This is a genomic window from Citrobacter telavivensis (assembly GCF_041807075.1).
Lineage (GTDB): Bacteria > Pseudomonadota > Gammaproteobacteria > Enterobacterales > Enterobacteriaceae > Citrobacter_A > Citrobacter_A telavivensis.
The window spans coordinates 1,675,278-1,691,702 of record NZ_JBGUBF010000001.1; the positions used below are offsets into that span (position 1 = coordinate 1,675,278).

Sequence of the window (16,425 nt, forward strand, 5' to 3'; positions counted from 1 at the left end):
CGCCATCATGTAGGTCGGATAAGCGCAGCGCCATCCGACAATTCAGGTAGCACCGTGCCCATAAAAAAAACCCTGCCGGAGCAGGGTTTAACAGCACAAATTCCGTATCAGTGACGGGCGCGAACAATCTGGTATTTGCGCGTCAGGTACTCGACCGGCGCGCTCCAGATGTGTACCAGCCGGGAGAACGGGAACAGCAGGAACAGCGTCATCCCCAGCACCAGATGCAGACGGAAGATAAACGCCACGCCCTCCAGATGCGCAGACGCGCCACCGTGGAAGGTCACCACAGACTGTGCCCAGCCCACCAGTTTCATCATTTCGCTACCGTCCATATGCTGGGCGGAGAACGGAATAGTCAACAGTCCCAACGCGCACTGGATCACCAGCAGCGAAAGGATCAGGATATCGGCTCCGGTGGTGGTTGCCCGCACGCGTGGGCTGAACAGACGACGCTTAAGCAACAGTACACCGCCGACAAGGCACATCAGGCCCGCCGCACCGCCGCCAATCATCGCCATCTTCTGTTTCACTTCAATAGGCAGCCAGGCTTCATACATCCAGTGCGGCGTCAGCATGCCGAGGAAGTGGCCGGCAAAGATCCCCAATATCCCAAAATGGAACAGGTTCGATGCCATGTTCATCCCCTTGCGATCCAGCATCTGACTGGACCCGGCACGCCAGGTGTACTGACCATAGTCGTAACGCAACCAGCTACCAATCAGAAACACGGACCCGGCAATGTACGGGTAGATGTCAAAGAAGAACATATTCAGGAAGTGCATTATTGCTGTCCTCCGGTGGTGATATTCAGATATTGCGGCGCAACGGCTCCGGCAAAACGACGCTGATGAGCGGAAATTTCAGACTCGCCGCAGCCCTGATCGGCAAAGAATTTCACCTGCTCTTCTTCCCAGACCGCATCAAGCGCCTGCGGCGTATCATCGCGAACTTCATCCGCAATTTTCTGTGCGACTTTGTCGCTGTCGATCGCCGCATTCGCCAGTTTCAGCAGCAGATCGAACAGTACCGCATAGTGACTTTCACGCTGTTGCAGACGCGCACCCAGCAGCGCCAGAATCGGGGCAATGTCCTGCAACCCGCCCAGCGCCTCGCGCTTGGGCAACTGTGCCAGATACTCCAGATACAGCGGCAGATGGTCCGGCAGCTCACGGCTGTTGAGCTGCAAACCGTGCTGCTCGTACTGTGCCATCAGGTCAACCATCGCCTGACCGCGGTCGCGAGACTCACCGTGGACGTGTTCGAACAGCAACAGCGAGGTTGCCCGACCGCGGTCGAACAGTTCGCTGTAATTGGCCTGCGCATCCAGCATCTCCTGCGCGGTTAAGTCGCGCAGGAAAACGCTGAGCGTATGCGCATCCTCTTTATTGAGATTTTCAGATGACGCGAGTGCATCGTACAGTTCCTGCTGATGCTGCCACAGGGCAGCATCCGGGTACTCAAGCAGACGCGAAACAATGACGAGTTCAATCATTGGTGCGGCTCCGTTTTACTGGTCACATCGATGGCATCAATGCGGCGGCTGTTAAACAGGTTGAACGTAGTATCAGAACCGTGGCAACCGTCGCCGAAGGTAAAGCCACAACCGCTTTTCTCCGGAAATGCATCACGCGCCAGTTCACGGTGGCTACTCGGCACCACGAAGCGATCTTCGTAGTTGGCAATCGCTAGGTAACGGTACATTTCCTGCGCCTGTGCTTCGCTTAAGCCCACCTCTTCCAGCGCGCGGGTGTCCACTTTGCCGTCAACCGTTTCCGCACGTTTGTAGTGGCGCATCGCCAGCATACGTTTCAGCGCCAGCAATACCGGCTGGGTATCACCTGCGGTGAGCAGGTTAGCGAGGTACTGAACCGGGATCCGCAGGCTGTCCACGTCAGGCAGAATGCCGTTGCTGCCCAGTTCGCCCGCATCCGCCGCCGACTGAATCGGTGACAGAGGCGGTACATACCACACCATCGGCAGCGTGCGATATTCCGGATGTAGCGGCAGCGCCAGCTTCCAGTCCATTGCCATTTTATAAACTGGCGACTGCTGCGCCGCGTCAATGACGCTCAGCGGAATACCGTCTTTCAGCGCCTGTTCAATGACCGCCGGATCGTTCGGATCGAGGAACACATCCAGTTGGCGCTGGTAGAGATCTTTCTCATGCTCGGTGCTTGCTGCATTTTCAATCGCATCCGCGTCATACAGCAGCACGCCAAGGTAACGGATACGGCCCACGCAGGTTTCGGAGCACACGGTCGGCTGACCGGCTTCGATACGCGGGTAGCAGAAGATGCACTTCTCAGACTTACCGCTCTTCCAGTTGAAGTAGATTTTTTTGTACGGGCAACCGGTAATGCACATCCGCCAGCCACGGCACTTGTCCTGGTCGATCAGCACGATGCCGTCTTCTTCACGCTTATAGATGGCGCCGCTCGGGCAGGTCGCCACACACGCCGGGTTGAGGCAGTGTTCACACAGTCGCGGCAGATACATCATGAAGGTGTTTTCAAACTGGCCGTACATCGCCTTCTGCATGTTTTCGAAGTTCTTGTCTTGCGACAGCTTCTCAAACTCACCGCCCAGATCGTCTTCCCAGTTCGGCCCTTTTTCGATTTTCGCCATCCGCTGACCGGTAATCAGCGAGCGCGGACGCGCGATCGGCTGATGCTTACCTTCGGCTGCGTTATGCAGGTTCTGATAATCGAAATCAAACGGCTCGTAGTAGTCATCAATGCCCGGCAGATGCGGGTTAGCAAAGATTTTACCCAGCAGCATCGCACGGTTGCCCATGCGCGGCTGGATTTTGCCGTTGATTTTTCGGATCCAGCCGCCCTTGTATTTTTCCTGATCTTCCCAGTGGGTCGGGAAGCCGGTGCCAGGCTTGGTTTCAACGTTGTTGAACCACGCGTATTCAGCACCTTCACGGCTGGTCCAGACGTTTTTACAGGTCACGGAACAGGTGTGACAGCCGATGCACTTATCGAGATTCAGCACCATGCCGACTTGTGAACGAATTTTCATTTTACGCTCTCCTGTACCTGGTCATTGCCTTCGCCATCCAACCAGTTAATGTTCTTCATCTTACGTACCACCACGAACTCATCGCGGTTCGAACCGACGGTGCCGTAGTAGTTAAAGCCGTAGGCCAACTGCGCATAGCCGCCGATCATGTGAGTTGGTTTCGGCGTAATACGGGTGACCGAGTTATGAATACCGCCGCGCTGCTCGGTGATTTCTGAGCCTGGAATGTTCACGATACGTTCCTGTGCGTGATACATCATGGTCATACCCGCGGGGACACGCTGGCTCACCACTGCGCGCGCAGTTAACGAACCGTTGCTGTTGAACACTTCGATCCAGTCGTTATCTTTGATCTCCAGATCGTTGGCATCCACTTCACTCATCCACACAATCGGACCACCGCGCCCCAGCGTCAGCATCAGCAGGTTGTCACTGTAGGTGGAGTGAATGCCCCACTTCTGGTGCGGCGTCAGGAAGTTGAGCGCTTTTTCCGGGTTACCGTTGGATTTCTCGCCCATCACCGATTTCACCGAACGGGTGTCAATTGGCGGACGATAAACCAGCAGGCTTTCGCCGAAATCACGCATCCACTGATGATCCTGATACAGCGACTGGCGACCGGTCAGCGTGCGCCACGGGATCAGCTCATGAACGTTGGTATAGCCCGCGTTGTAGGAGACGTGTTCATCTTCAAGACCGGACCAGGTCGGGCTGGAGATGATTTTGCGCGGCTGGGCCTGGATATCGCGGAAGCGGATTTTTTCCTCTTCTTTGTTCGTCGCCAGATGGGTATGGTCGCGACCGGTAAACTCGCTGAGCGCCGCCCAGGCTTTCACCGCCACGTGACCGTTCGTTTCCGGGGCCAGCGTCAGGATCATCTCTGCCGCGTCAATGGCGGTATTGAGCATTGGCTGGCCTTTCGCCGGGCCGTCTGCCTTGGTGTAGTTAAGCTTGCGCAGCAGATCCATTTCGCTCTGCGTGTTCCAGGCGATCCCTTTACCGCCGTTACCGATTTTCTCCATCAGCGGACCAATCGAGGTAAAACGCTCATACGTTGCCGGATAATCACGTTCAACGGTCAGGATATGCGGCGCGGTAACGCCCGGAATCAGGTCACATTCGCCTTTTTTCCAGTCCTTCACATCCAGCGGCTGTGCCAGTTCGGCGGCAGAATCATGCTGAATTGGCAGCGTGACGACATCCGTCTCTTTCCCGAGGTGCCCCACGCACACTTCTGAGAATTTCTTCGCGATAGCCTTGTAGATTTCCCAGTCGCTTTTTGATTCCCATGCCGGGTCAACGGCGGCGGAAAGCGGATGAATAAACGGATGCATATCCGAGGTATTCATGTCGTCTTTCTCATACCAGGTAGCGGTTGGCAGCACGATATCGGAGTACAGACAGGTGCTCGACAGACGGAAGTCCAGCGTTACCACCAGATCCAGTTTGCCGTCGAGACCGTTGTCCTGCCATTCCACTTCTTCCGGCTTCACGCCGCCCTGCTTGCCCAGGTCTTTGCCCTGAATACCGTGCTCGGTTCCCAGCAGGTACTTCAGCATGAATTCGTGACCTTTACCGGAGGAGCCCAACAGGTTGGAGCGCCAGATGAACAGGTTGCGTGGATGGTTTTTCCCATTTTCCGGCTGTTCGGCCGCGAAACGAATCGAACCGTCTTTCAGCGACTTGACGGTGTAATCCACCGGCGTCATCCCGACCTTCTTCGCCTCTTGTGCGATGGTCAGCGGGTTGGTGCCAAGCTGTGGTGCCGACGGCAGCCAGCCCATGCGCTCGGCACGCACGTTGAAGTCAATCAGATGTCCGCTGTAGCGCGATTTATCCGCCAGCGGCGACAGCAGCTCCTGCGCGGTAACCGTCTCGTAGCGCCACTGGCTGGAGTGGTTGTAGAAGTACGACGTACTGTTCATGTGACGTGCCGGACGCTGCCAGTCAAGGGCAAACGCCAACGGCTGCCAGCCGGTCTGCGGACGCAGTTTTTCCTGGCCGACATAGTGCGCCCAACCGCCGCCGCTCTGGCCGATACAGCCACAGAACACCAGCATGTTGATAAGCCCGCGATAGTTCATATCGAGGTGGTACCAGTGGTTCAGACCGGCACCGACGATGATCATCGAACGACCGTGCGTCTTATCCGCATTGTCAGCAAATTCACGCGCGATGCGGGTGATCTGCGCACGCGGAACGCCGGTAATTTGCTCTGCCCACGCCGGGGTGTACGCTTTGATATCGTCGTAGCTGGTTGCGCAGTTAGCATCGTTCAGACCGCGTTCCAGACCGTAGTTGGCCATCGTCAGATCGTAAACGGTGGTAACCAGCGCCGTGGTGCCGTCCGCCAGTTGCAGGCGTTTAACCGGCAGTTTGTGCAGCAGCACGTTTTCCAGTTCAACTTTATTGAAGTGCTCAGTGCCTTCACCGCCGAAGTACGGGAAGCCCACCTCGGCGATCTCGTCCTGGCTACCCAGCAGACTCAATTGCAGTTCCGTCTCGGCACCGGTCGTCCCGTCGCGCTGCTCAAGGTTCCATTTGCCCTTCTCGCCCCAGCGGAAACCAATAGAACCGTTCGGCGCGACCATATCGCCATTGCTGTTGATGGCAACGGTTTTCCATTCCGGGTTGTTTTCCTGGCCCAGCGCGTCAACAAGGTCTGCGGCGCGCAGCATACGACCCGCAGCATAGTAACCGTCACGCTCTTCCAGCATCACCAGCATTGGCATGTCGGTGTAGCGACGCACGTAGTCGGTAAAGTACTGGCTCGGGTTGTCGAGATGGAATTCACGCAGCATGACGTGCCCCATTGCCAGCGCCATCGCCGCATCAGTCCCCTGTTTCGGGGCCAGCCAGAGGTCGCACAGTTTGGCGATTTCAGCGTAGTCCGGCGTTATCGCAACGGTTTTAGTGCCTTTATAGCGGACTTCGGTAAAGAAGTGGGCATCCGGCGTACGGGTCTGGGGAACGTTAGAACCCCAGGCGATGATGTAGCTGGAGTTGTACCAGTCAGCGGATTCCGGCACGTCAGTCTGCTCACCCCAGGTCTGCGGTGAGGCCGGAGGCAGGTCGCAGTACCAGTCGTAGAAGCTCAGGCAGGTCCCGCCAATCAAGGAGAGGTAACGCGCGCCGGACGCATAGGAGACCATTGACATCGCCGGGATCGGCGAAAAGCCAGCCACGCGATCAGGACCGTACGTTTTCACGGTATAGACGTTGGAGGCGGCAATCAGTTCATTGACTTCCTGCCAGGAGGAGCGGACGAAACCACCACGACCACGCGCTTGTTTGAAGCTTTTTGCTTTATCTGCGTCTTCAATGATGGAGGCCCAGGCGTCAACCGGATCGCTGTGCAGTTTCTTCGCTTCACGCCACATCTTCATCAGACGTTTACGCATCAACGGATATTTCAGACGGTTAGCACTGTAGAGATACCAGGAGTAGCTGGCGCCGCGCGGACAGCCGCGAGGCTCGTGGTTTGGCATGTCCGGACGGGTACGTGGGTAGTCCGTTTGCTGGGTTTCCCAGGTCACCAGACCATTTTTAACGTAGATTTTCCAGCTGCATGAGCCGGTGCAGTTAACCCCGTGGGTTGAACGCACAACTTTGTCGTGCTGCCAGCGCTGGCGATATCCATCCTCCCAGTCCCGGTTGGTTTCGAGAAGCTGGCCGTGCCCATCGGCAAAGGTTTCACCCTTCTGCTTGAAGTAGCGAAATCGGTCCAGGAATTTACTCATCGGTTCTCTCCTGTGGAGCCTGACGGCTCTCTGATAAATCGACATTCAGATAAATCGACATTGCTTGATTGAGAGCGAAGGTAACGCTCTGAAAGGGCGTCAGAATTGATAACGATCAAGGCGGAAAGGGATGAAAACGGGGAGTAAATCTGGACATACCCCTTTCGGATGATTTGATTATTTCATTTATTATATTGATTTAATTGATTATTTTATTCATCACGCATTCGGCGAATGTTTAATTCTTTACAAGTGGGTATTAAGGGGTATGCCCCCTGGAGACACCCTCCGGCTGAGGGGGTGGCAGAATGGTGCGAACAACAAATCAAAAGTATGTTGTAACTAAATAAGAAGCAAAAAAAGCGCGGTCTAACGCCGCGCAAATGGGGGATACATGACTGCTCTTTTTATTTTTTCGAATGCCGCCCGTATACCAACCAGGTGATAACCACACAGGCGATATAGAAGATCAGGAAGACTTTCATCGCGCCAACCGGCGAGCCGGTTAAGGCCAGCGAGGTGCCAAATGCTTTCGGGATAAAGAAGCCGCCAATGGCCCCAATCGCTGAAATAAAGCCTAACGCTGCCGCCGTATCGGTCGCCGCTTCGCGCATCGCTTTCTCTTCAGAGCCGCCTTCCGCCTTCACGCGATCCATCGTTAGCTTACGGAAGATAACGGAGATCATCTGGAAGGTGGAACCACTGCCCAGCCCTGCCGTCATAAATAGCGCAAGGAAGACCACGAAGAAGGCGATGAAACTGCCGCCGGTACCATTAGTCGGTAACGTCAGGAACAGCAGGCCGCTGAAAATGGCCATCAGCACGAAGTTCACCAGCGTGACGCGCGTCCCGCCTAAACGGTCAGAGATAGCCCCGCCCGCCGAACGCGCCAGCGCGCCGACAAAGGGACCAAAAAAGGCATAGTGCAGGATCTGAATCTCCGGGAACTGCGTTTTTGACAGCATCGCAAAGCCTGCGGAAAACCCGATGAACGAGCCAAAAGTCGCCAGATAGAGCAGGCTCATGATCCACAGGTGACCACGTTTGAGGACCGGCAGTTGTTCTTTCAGTGACGCCTTCGACGTCGCCAGTTCGTTCATGCCGAACCAGGCCGCCAGCGTAAAGAGAGCGAGAAACGGTACCCAGACCCACGCGGCATTCGCCAGATACAGCTGTGAACCGTCCGGTTGTTCAACCCCGTGGCTGCCAAAGATGGCGAATATCGACAGAGAGACCACCAGCGGCGCAACCAGTTGCATGACGCTGACGCCCATATTCCCCAAACCGCCGTTCAGCCCCAGTGCACCGCCCTGCTTCTGTTTCGGAAAGAAGAAGCTGATGTTCGCCATACTGGAGGCAAAGTTCGCGCCGGCAAAACCGCAAAGCAAAGAGATCAGAATGAAGGTGCTGAACGGTGTGGAAGTATCCTGCACCGCAAACCCTAACCAAACGCACGGAATAATCAGGATCCCGGTACTGAACGCGGTCCAGCGACGGCCGCCAAAGACCGGTACCATGAAAGAGTAAGGCACACGTAACAACGCGCCGGAGACCGACGGTAATGCCGTCAGCATAAACAGTTGGTCAGTCGTAAAGTTGAAGCCGACTTTCGGCAGATTCACCGCAACAGCGCTGAACAACATCCAGACGCAAAACGCCAGCAGCAGACAAGGGACGGAAATCCACAGGTTGCGACTGGCGATACGTTGACCTCGCTGCGCCCAGAACGCCGGGTCTTCCGGCCGCCATTCTGTGATTACAGCTCCAGATGCCCTTTCCGGGGCGGATGAGTGACTCATAGACACCTCTGATACTCGATTCGATGCCTGCAACATTAGGGTTTACAGCGCAAGGTAAGTTGATATAAATCAAAGGAAAAGTTGTCGATATCACAGCAAAAAAATCATGATCACCCTAAGTGAGTAGAATAATTCGACAAGAAATACGTGGTTTTTCACAGTGCTGCCCGCCCCAGGTCCCCCCTTCCTCAAATCCTCTCCGATCGCGGCAATTAAGAGGTAACTCGTTTTAGGTATGGGTATACTCCAGGGGATGGTCGAGAATAACGCCACTGCCCAATTCTGACCGGCAGTCTCGTCATTCATTAAGGTTTCCTCATTCGCTGTCCGGAGGCCTGAAGGAAGAAGGTTTTATGCTAAAACGTTGTCTCTCTCCGCTCACGCTGGTTAACCAGGTGGCGCTCATTGTGATGCTCTCTACCGCCATTGGCGTGGCGGGTATGGCTGTCTCTGGCTGGCTGGTCCAGGGCGTACAGGGCAGTGCGCACGCCATCAATAAAGCGGGCTCACTGCGGATGCAAAGCTATCGCCTGCTCGCGGCGGTGCCGTTGAACGCTGACGACCAGAAACTGCTTAATGAGATGGAACAGACGGCGTTCAGCCCGGAACTCACCCGTGCGGCAGAACGCGACGGCCAGCAGGCGCAACTGCGCGCACTCCAGGATTACTGGCATCGCGAACTGTCTCCTGGCCTGCAACAGGCCAGCAGCAGAGAGGCCGTCGCCGCCGACGTCAGCCAGTTCGTCACCGGTCTTGACAGGCTCGTCTCCGCGTTTGATCACATCACCGAAATGCGCATCGAACGCGTGGTCATGGTCCACCGGGTGATGGCGATTTTCATGGCGCTGCTGCTGGTCTTTACCATTATCTGGTTGCGGGCGCGTCTGCTTCAGCCGTGGAAACAACTGCTGTCGATGGCCCGTGCCGTCAGCCAGCGCGACTTCACTCAGCGCGCGCAGATCGGCGGGCGCAATGAGATGGCGATGCTCGGCGATGCGCTTAATAACATGTCAGACGAACTGGCGGAAAGCTATTCGGTGCTCGAACAGCGCGTCAGGGAAAAAACCGCCGGGCTGGAGCAGAAAAACCAGATCCTCTCTTTTCTCTGGCAGGCGAACCGTCGTCTGCATTCACCGGTACCGCTTTGCGAACGGCTCTCCCCGGTGCTGAACGGTCTGCAAAACCTGACCCAAATGCATGACATCGAACTGCGGGTGTATGACCAGGAAGACGAAGATAACCATCAGGAATTTACCTGCCAGTCCGATATCAGCTGTGATGATAAGGGGTGCCATCTCTGCCCGCGCGACGCGCTGCCGCAAATTGAAGGGGGAATGACGCTGAAATGGCGCTTAACGGACACCCACACCCAATACGGCATTTTACTGGCGACCCTGCCGCAGGGGCGTCACCTGAGTCACGATCAGCAGCAACTGGTGGATACCGTCGTGGAACAACTCACCGCAACGCTGGCGCTGGATCGCAATCAGGAACGCCAGCAGCAGTTGATTGTCATGGAAGAGCGTGCAACCATTGCGCGCGAACTGCATGATTCTATTGCACAATCACTGTCCTGTATGAAGATGCAGGTCAGTTGCCTGCAAATGCAGGGAGAGACGTTGCCGGACAGCAGCCGCGACCTGCTGAGCCAGATCCGCAACGAACTGAACGCTTCCTGGGCGCAACTGCGCGAACTGTTGACCACGTTCCGCTTACAGTTGACCGAGCCCGGTCTACGCCCGGCGCTGGAAGCCAGTTGTCAGGAATACAGCGCCCGTTTTGGCTTTACGGTGAAACTGGATTATCAGCTACCACCGCGTCTGGTGCCTTCGCATCAGGCGATTCATCTACTGCAAATTGCCCGCGAAGCCTTAAGCAATGCGCTTAAGCACTCTCACGCTGATGAAGTGATAGTCACCGTAGCGCTAAAGGGCAAGCAGGTTAAATTGACTGTACAAGACAACGGCTGCGGCGTTCCTGAGAATGCCGAACGCAGTAACCACTATGGCATGATCATCATGCGCGACCGGGCGCAGAGCCTGCGCGGAGATTGCCAGGTACGCCGTCGCGAGACGGGCGGTACTGAAGTCGCTGTCACCTTTATTCCCGAAAAATACTTCACAGAAGTTCAAGGAGATACCCATGAATAATCAGGAACCGGCAACTATCCTGCTCATCGACGATCATCCGATGCTGCGGACCGGCGTCAAACAGCTTGTCAGCATGGCACCCGATATTACTGTGGTCGGTGAAGCCAGTAACGGCGAGCAGGGTATCGAACTGGCCGAATCGCTTGACCCGGATCTGATCCTGCTCGACCTGAACATGCCGGGGATGAACGGGCTGGAAACCCTCGACAAACTGCGTGAGAAGGCGCTGTCCGGTCGAATTGTGGTGTTCAGCGTGTCGAATCATGAAGAGGATGTCGTGACGGCGCTCAAGCGCGGCGCTGACGGTTATCTGTTGAAAGACATGGAACCGGAAGACTTGCTTAAGTCGTTACAGCAGGCTGCTGCCGGAGAGATGGTATTAAGCGAAGCGTTAACGCCGGTGCTGGCTGCCAGCCTGCGCGCCAACCGAGCCACCTCCGATCGCGACGTCACGCAACTGACCCCACGTGAGCGCGACATTCTGAAGCTTATCGCCCAGGGCCTGCCAAACAAAATGATTGCCCGCCGTCTGGATATCACCGAAAGCACGGTGAAAGTCCACGTGAAGCATATGCTGAAGAAAATGAAGCTCAAATCACGCGTCGAAGCGGCAGTGTGGGTGCATCAGGAACGCATCTTCTGATTACTCCTCCGGGAGCAACCTCCAGCGCGGATCGTCCTCTGGCATTGTCATAAACGGTTCAGTTAGCGCGAGCGTGATCTCATTGGAAGAGACACGCTGCCCCTTCTCATCTTCCACCACCACCGACAGTCGCCAGCGGTTACTCGCCCCTTCGCTGCTGTCCCAGGCCGGCATAATGACCGTCCAGCCCTCAGCACTTTCTGCGTTTGCGCCTGCCGTCAGACTCAGCGCCTGCATATCCCCCTGCCAGGTGATATGGCGAATGCCATGCAGACTGCGCACCTGTAATTTTAGCGGTACCGTTTCGCCCGCATGCAGATCCCACGGCGGGGTCGCCAGAAATACGCTCAGGGTTTTACGCTGACGATACTCCATCGTCGGCAGGTTGTTGCGCTGCGGATTGTCATAGCGGCTTCCGCGCAGCGACTGACTTTCCGCCACTTCGCTTGCCGCCAACTGTTTTTTCAACGACACGCCGAAGCGGTAATTCAGGTTCAGTCCGAGGTTGTTCTGGCTGAGGCCGCTCTCTCCCTGCTTGTGCTGAGCGGTTACGGTCACCAGCGGAACCGGGGTGTAGTTCAGCCCCAACTTCACCGCCACCGGATTGTGATAGCCCGTTCCTGAATCGAACAGATCCACGCTGTCGCCAAAATATTGCTCCACGCTGACGCGGGTGTTGAGAAATTCGTAGAACGGCATACGCATTTCAGCCGTGACGTCGTAACCGCGCGCCATTCGTTGCTCCAGCGTCGGCGTATGGGCGCGCCATGAGGCAAACGGCTGGTAATAATTGGCCGAAAGTCGCAGGTATTCCCCCCACGCTTCGGCACCCAGTCCGCCGCGCTGAAGGTTTTCATCCAGCAGATTATCGTAGAAGGTGTTATAGCCGAGCAGCCAACCGTCGCGCGCCCAGCGCTGGCCGATACCCACATTACTCACCAGTCCGTCATCCTGCTGGGTAAGCCCCAGTTGACTCCAGGTGAGGTAGCGCGAGTTATCCTGCCAGGGAACGAGCCAGCTTCCGCGACTGCCGTTGAAATTGCCTTCGTTATCGACCTGTACGTTGACGCTGGCCCTGCCCCACGGCGACAGCCAGGATTCCAGGTGTTGATTCACCTGCTCACTCACCGCGTCGCGCACCTGGCCAAAGGCAAACTGTTTTGCCTGCTCACCGGTGTCAAGACCGTTGTCGATCATGCTCGCCTCGCCAAAGGCTTTCGCCATCTCGGCGAAATGTTTTTCGCCTTCATGCGAGTCGGGCGCCATCCCCAGATCGGGCAGCCCATCCTGATTATTGTCAAAGGGATTTTCGGCCTGTTGCATAAAGGAGGATTGTGCACTGGCCGTACCGCCTGCCAGCAGCAAGAGTAACCAGAGAGGGACGGGATGCGATACAAAACGGCTCAAATCGACGATGGCTTCTTACACAGTTCAGTTAACTTAACACGTTAAAAGCTTACCTGACTCAGGGGTGTTTTGCAGGCTTTCTCACACTTTCAGGAATATCCTTACTCTTGCCTGGTATTCCTTTTCGTCAGACTTTCATTGGTAACACTCCGCTTGCGCGGTAACATAACGGGCTGACAAATCAAACCTCCCCGCTTACAGGAGTCAACATGCAAAAGATAGTGATCATTGCCAACGGTGCGGCATACGGTAGCGAATCGTTATTCAACAGCCTGAGACTGGCGATCGCGTTACGTGAGCAGGCGGGCGATCTCGACCTGCGACTGTTTCTGATGTCGGATGCCGTCACCGCGGGTTTACGCGGTCAGAAGCCCGCAGAAGGCTATAACATTCAGCAGATGCTGGAGATTCTCACCGCCCAGAATGTCCCGGTCAAACTGTGCAAGACCTGCACAGACGGACGCGGGATCACGGCGCTGCCGCTGATTGACGGCGTGGAAGTCGGCACGCTGGTAGAACTGGCGCAGTGGACGCTGGCCGCCGACAAAGTTCTGACGTTCTAATCACTCTTTTCAGGTGAGCTTGCTGAAACAGCCGGTAATTTCCGAATTTAATCTTATTGGGGCGTATCTTTACCAAAAGTAAGTGCGCCCGATCACGCTTTTCTCAGGCGTTTTGTCACTATTGTTTAATCGTTATGCCATTTTTTGATCAAAATCAGCATCCGAAGCCTAACTCTTTGGTGTTATGCCTCATGGGTAAAATGTGAACAACATCACGCAGCACTTCCTAAGGGAAGTACGTTGTTTTCAATACGGGGTGAGAAATGGCATTAGTAAAGGCAAGTTTGAAGTTATTTGGTGGGGATACTGTGGTCGTACGCTGTTCTGAGTGTTGCCACATTCATCTGATGAGCGAGAAGAATCACGTTAAAGACGCGCAGACCGACATATTAAGCGTGCAAAATCGTGATAACGCGTGGCTGACCGTACCGTATACCGGCGTCTGGAATGTATTGATCGACAGCCATAGCCAGTCGCTTGAACATTCCATCAGTTATATCGCCGCCTGATACGCGAATTGCCCGGTAGCGCCTGTGCCTACCGGGTTTATATAAGCCTCACGCGAAACCCGGGCGCAAAACACCTTCCGGCAGAGATTCACCTAACAACCCCCGAACGTTAGTCACCAGGTCGTTAAGGCATTCATCCTGCATTCCAAGTTTCTGCAACTCCTGTTCGAGCGAAAACAGGTACTGCGCGTTGGTGCCAAGCGGCCCACTGGCGGCGGCAATCAGCGGGGCGATAATTTGCGCACGCGTGTCCGACTCATACAGCGGATGGCGCGGGTCCATAATAAACACCAGCGCATTCACCGTTCGCCCGTCGTCCAGCGCCAGTTGGCACCAGGTTGGCAGATAGCAACCGGTGATCATTTCTCGCTTCCACAGCAGGGTTAACTCCTGCTCAAGCGAAGCATCCGGGAGACGATAGGCCACGCCAGTGGTGCGCCCGCCCTCTTTCAGTGCAAGCATTCGCCCCGGCTGGCACGCGGTTCCGCGCCCTGCCGTAAGACGCAGGCAAAATGCCCGATGCCATCCCACCAGCGTACCGGTGCATGACTCATCAAATTCTAGCGCCGGGTTCCACATCAACGATCCATAACCGAAGATCCACACCGGTCCATCATCTGGTCGACAAGCCAGCGTCGCCGCAAGGGACGCCGCACGTTGTTCTGCTGACCATAAGAGTGATTCTTCAATAGCACCAAATGCCGTCTTACAATCGGCATTCATCAAGAAATCACGCGTTAACACCTTACACCTCCGCCACTGCATACTTCCCTGCGACAACTTTTTGACGCCTTCCGGGCATTTTAACTGCTCATTTTGAAACCAATATCACGACAATATGCAATTCACGGGCCGCTTGCAAGGCTGCAACGGTTGCGGGTAGCACGATTCGCCCATGCGTTCACGGGGGCTGTAGCGTTAAACCTTATAAGTTAAGTGGTTAGGTTTTCTTATGCCACTTATCATCTTCACCTTTGGCATACTCTTTTTTCACTGCCGCCCACGCGACTTTATGCGCGGTCTCTTCCCGACTGGCATCATCACGGCGAGAGGCGTTGTCCTTATACTGCTCCCAGGCGCTATTGAACGCCTCCTTGTAGATAGCCTGGGCATGGGCGGGTAAGACGTGCTGTACACTGTCTGGTAGATCTTTTTTTGCTTGATAAGGCATCATTGACTCCGCTTTTTGGCTAAACCTTAAGTGTGGTCAACCCTGGACGCCGCTGCCACTGCAAAAAGGTTTATTAACCCTACGGCCATCATAAGGTGTTGTTATTTAAACATTCAAAAAGCAAGAGTTTCTCTTTCTGTCGTTTTAAAGGTGAAATGCGGGAATGCCGTAAAATTTCGTAAAATATCACCAGAAAGTCTGCGTTTTCTGTTATTTTTTACACGCTTTATTACATTTATAACTAAAATCGACCTGCAGAGATGGAGAGCATTAATGACACATGCACAAGAGGCGGTGAAAACCCGCCATAAGGAGACATCGCTTATTTTCCCGGTTGTGGCGCTGGTAGTGCTGTTCCTTTGGGGAAGCAGCCATTCACTACCAGCGGTGATCGGAATTAACCTTCTTGCCCTGATTGGTATTTTAAGCAGCGCCTTTAGCGTTGTTCGTCACGCCGACGTACTGGCCCACCGCCTCGGCGAACCCTATGGCTCACTCATTCTGAGTCTGTCAGTGGTCATTCTCGAAGTTAGCTTGATCTCAGCCCTGATGGCGACTGGCGATGCGGCACCCACGCTGATGCGCGACACGCTTTATTCCATCATCATGATTGTGACCGGTGGTCTGGTGGGTTTTTCACTGTTACTGGGCGGGCGTAAATTCGCAACGCAGTATATGAACCTGTTCGGTATTAAGCAGTATCTTATTGCCCTGTTTCCGCTGGCGATTATCGTGCTGGTCTTTCCAATGGCGCTGCCGGGCGCGAATTTCACCACCAGCCAGGCGCTGTTGGTCGCTTTAATTTCTGCCGCGATGTACGGCGTGTTCCTGCTCATTCAGACCAAAACGCACCAGAGCCTGTTTGTCTATGAGCATGAAGATGACAGCGACGATGACGACCCGCATCACGGTAAGCCCTCAGCGCACAGCAATTTGTGGCATGCCGTCTGGCTGGTGATTCATCTGATTGCGGTGATTGCCGTCACCAAGATGAACGCGAACCCGCTGGAGACGCTGCTGACTGAGCTGAACGCCCCGGTCGCCTTTACCGGCTTCCTTGTCGCACTACTGATCCTCTCCCCGGAGGGGCTTGGGGCGCTGAAGGCCGTGTTGAATAATCAGGTACAGAGAGCAATGAACCTGTTCTTTGGTTCGGTGCTGGCAACCATCTCCCTGACGGTACCGGTGGTGACGCTGATTGCATGGGCAACGGGGAATGACCTGGTGTTCGGCTTAGGCGCGCCGGAAATGGTCGTGATGGTGGCGTCGCTGGTGCTGTGCCATATCTCGTTCTCAACGGGACGCACCAACGTGCTGAACGGTGCGGCACATCTGGCACTGTTTATCGCCTATCTGATGACGATATTTGCCTGACCTTGCAGGCAAAAAAAACCCCGCTGCGGCGGGGTTTTCTGT

Annotated in this window: 13 protein-coding genes; 5 read left to right on the plus strand and 8 right to left on the minus strand. The window is 55.3% G+C overall.

Annotated features, from left to right (window positions below):
* Nucleotides 1-107: 107 nt before the first annotated feature.
* The 5 genes from narI to ACERJC_RS07965 all read right to left on the minus strand — a co-directional run bounded on the left by narI (nt 108) and on the right by ACERJC_RS07965 (nt 8,566).
* Nucleotides 108-785, minus strand: coding sequence for a respiratory nitrate reductase subunit gamma (narI, locus tag ACERJC_RS07945; protein WP_152404316.1), 678 nt, complete (start codon nt 783-785; stop codon nt 108-110).
* Complete coding sequence (narJ, locus tag ACERJC_RS07950; RefSeq protein ID WP_373671412.1) at nt 785-1,495, minus strand: nitrate reductase molybdenum cofactor assembly chaperone; 711 nt, start codon at nt 1,493-1,495, stop codon at nt 785-787. The genes narI and narJ overlap by 1 nt, the downstream gene beginning before the upstream one ends.
* Nucleotides 1,492-3,027 (minus strand): nitrate reductase subunit beta, encoded by a 1,536-nt coding sequence (gene narH, locus ACERJC_RS07955; protein WP_373671413.1) that lies wholly within the window; start codon nt 3,025-3,027, stop codon nt 1,492-1,494. Before narH ends, narJ begins: the two co-directional genes overlap by 4 nt.
* On the minus strand, nt 3,024-6,767 hold the full coding sequence (locus tag ACERJC_RS07960) for a nitrate reductase subunit alpha (RefSeq protein ID WP_373671414.1): 3,744 nt from the start codon (nt 6,765-6,767) through the stop codon (nt 3,024-3,026). Before ACERJC_RS07960 ends, narH begins: the two co-directional genes overlap by 4 nt.
* A gap of 407 nt (nt 6,768-7,174) precedes the next feature.
* On the minus strand, nt 7,175-8,566 hold the full coding sequence (locus ACERJC_RS07965; protein ID WP_152404310.1) for a NarK family nitrate/nitrite MFS transporter: 1,392 nt from the start codon (nt 8,564-8,566) through the stop codon (nt 7,175-7,177).
* A gap of 353 nt (nt 8,567-8,919) precedes the next feature.
* On the opposite strand from ACERJC_RS07965, the gene narX reads away from it, so the two are divergent.
* Together narX and narL are read left to right on the plus strand one after the other, a co-directional pair.
* Complete coding sequence (gene narX / locus ACERJC_RS07970; RefSeq protein ID WP_373671415.1) at nt 8,920-10,716, plus strand: nitrate/nitrite two-component system sensor histidine kinase NarX; 1,797 nt, start codon at nt 8,920-8,922, stop codon at nt 10,714-10,716.
* Nucleotides 10,709-11,359, plus strand: a complete 651-nt coding sequence (narL, locus tag ACERJC_RS07975; RefSeq protein ID WP_042318615.1) for a two-component system response regulator NarL — start codon at nt 10,709-10,711, stop codon at nt 11,357-11,359. Before narX ends, narL begins: the two co-directional genes overlap by 8 nt.
* Here narL and ACERJC_RS07980 read toward each other — a convergent pair whose 3' ends face one another.
* Nucleotides 11,360-12,766 (minus strand): YchO/YchP family invasin, encoded by a 1,407-nt coding sequence (locus tag ACERJC_RS07980; protein ID WP_373671416.1) that lies wholly within the window; start codon nt 12,764-12,766, stop codon nt 11,360-11,362.
* A 209-nt stretch (nt 12,767-12,975) separates the two neighbouring features.
* Between ACERJC_RS07980 and ACERJC_RS07985 the strand changes: the two genes are divergently transcribed.
* Nucleotides 12,976-13,329 (plus strand): DsrE/DsrF/TusD sulfur relay family protein, encoded by a 354-nt coding sequence (locus ACERJC_RS07985; protein WP_152404307.1) that lies wholly within the window; start codon nt 12,976-12,978, stop codon nt 13,327-13,329.
* A 263-nt stretch (nt 13,330-13,592) separates the two neighbouring features.
* Nucleotides 13,593-13,838 carry a DUF1883 domain-containing protein gene (locus ACERJC_RS07990; RefSeq protein ID WP_046481060.1) on the plus strand — a complete coding sequence of 82 codons (246 nt, stop codon included), beginning with the start codon at nt 13,593-13,595 and terminating at the stop codon, nt 13,836-13,838.
* 48 nt (nt 13,839-13,886) lie between these two features.
* Here the strand turns inward: ACERJC_RS07990 and ACERJC_RS07995 are convergent, their stop codons facing one another.
* Nucleotides 13,887-14,582, minus strand: coding sequence for a gamma-glutamylcyclotransferase (locus ACERJC_RS07995; RefSeq protein WP_152404306.1), 696 nt, complete (start codon nt 14,580-14,582; stop codon nt 13,887-13,889).
* 196 nt (nt 14,583-14,778) lie between these two features.
* Nucleotides 14,779-15,009, minus strand: a complete 231-nt coding sequence (chaB, locus tag ACERJC_RS08000) for a putative cation transport regulator ChaB (protein WP_373671690.1) — start codon at nt 15,007-15,009, stop codon at nt 14,779-14,781.
* Between the two features lie 273 nt (nt 15,010-15,282).
* On the opposite strand from chaB, the gene chaA reads away from it, so the two are divergent.
* Complete coding sequence (gene chaA / locus ACERJC_RS08005) at nt 15,283-16,383, plus strand: sodium-potassium/proton antiporter ChaA (protein WP_373671417.1); 1,101 nt, start codon at nt 15,283-15,285, stop codon at nt 16,381-16,383.
* The last annotated feature ends 42 nt before the right edge of the window (nt 16,384-16,425 follow it).

Bases quoted from the DNA above. Each gene is read 5' to 3' on its own strand.
- ACERJC_RS07990 (WP_046481060.1), top strand. From the start codon at position 13,593: ATGGCATTAGTAAAGGCAAGTTTGAAGTTATTTGGTGGGGATACTGTG.
- ACERJC_RS07965 (WP_152404310.1), bottom strand. From the start codon at position 8,566: ATGAGTCACTCATCCGCCCCGGAAAGGGCATCTGGAGCTGTAATCACA.
- narL (WP_042318615.1), top strand. From the start codon at position 10,709: ATGAATAATCAGGAACCGGCAACTATCCTGCTCATCGACGATCATCCG.
- ACERJC_RS07985 (WP_152404307.1), top strand. From the start codon at position 12,976: ATGCAAAAGATAGTGATCATTGCCAACGGTGCGGCATACGGTAGCGAA.
- chaB (WP_373671690.1), bottom strand. From the start codon at position 15,009: ATGCCTTATCAAGCAAAAAAAGATCTACCAGACAGTGTACAGCACGTC.
- narH (WP_373671413.1), bottom strand. From the start codon at position 3,027: ATGAAAATTCGTTCACAAGTCGGCATGGTGCTGAATCTCGATAAGTGC.
- narI (WP_152404316.1), bottom strand. From the start codon at position 785: ATGCACTTCCTGAATATGTTCTTCTTTGACATCTACCCGTACATTGCC.
- ACERJC_RS07960 (WP_373671414.1), bottom strand. From the start codon at position 6,767: ATGAGTAAATTCCTGGACCGATTTCGCTACTTCAAGCAGAAGGGTGAA.
- chaA (WP_373671417.1), top strand. From the start codon at position 15,283: ATGACACATGCACAAGAGGCGGTGAAAACCCGCCATAAGGAGACATCG.
- narX (WP_373671415.1), top strand. From the start codon at position 8,920: ATGCTAAAACGTTGTCTCTCTCCGCTCACGCTGGTTAACCAGGTGGCG.
- narJ (WP_373671412.1), bottom strand. From the start codon at position 1,495: ATGATTGAACTCGTCATTGTTTCGCGTCTGCTTGAGTACCCGGATGCT.